Raw genomic sequence first — 297 nt, 5'->3', positions numbered from 1 at the left:
GACGAGCAGAGCGCCAGCGAGGAGGAGGTCGACGCCATGATCGAGCGGTCGCTCGAACAGTACGCGACCGAGCGAATGACCTCGCAGGAAATCCGCGACAGTTCGGAGTTCCGATCGGGTGGCGACGCCGATCCCGAGGCGATTGCCGCCGGGCTCGACAGCGGCAAGGACGAGGACACCCGCCAGCGTGACGAACTGTTCGCAGCGGTCGAGCGCGCGCAAGTGCGTAACGACATGATCGGCGAGTTTGTCCACCACGAGAAGGTGCGCGAGGCGTGGGCGACGATCGCCGACGGC

1 protein-coding gene is annotated in these 297 nt (G+C 66.7%); it reads left to right on the top strand.

Features of this window, described 5'->3' with window-relative positions:
• Window positions 1-297: hypothetical protein (locus SM753_RS20360; RefSeq protein WP_323192903.1), on the top strand; the 297-nt coding region annotated here is incomplete at both ends.

It is taken from the genome of Halostella sp. PRR32, from assembly GCF_034808085.1.
Taxonomy (GTDB): Archaea; Halobacteriota; Halobacteria; order Halobacteriales; family Natronoarchaeaceae; genus Halostella; species Halostella pelagica.
Note: the sequence above shows the minus strand (reverse complement) of the source record. Positions and strands in the feature narration are given on the sequence as shown.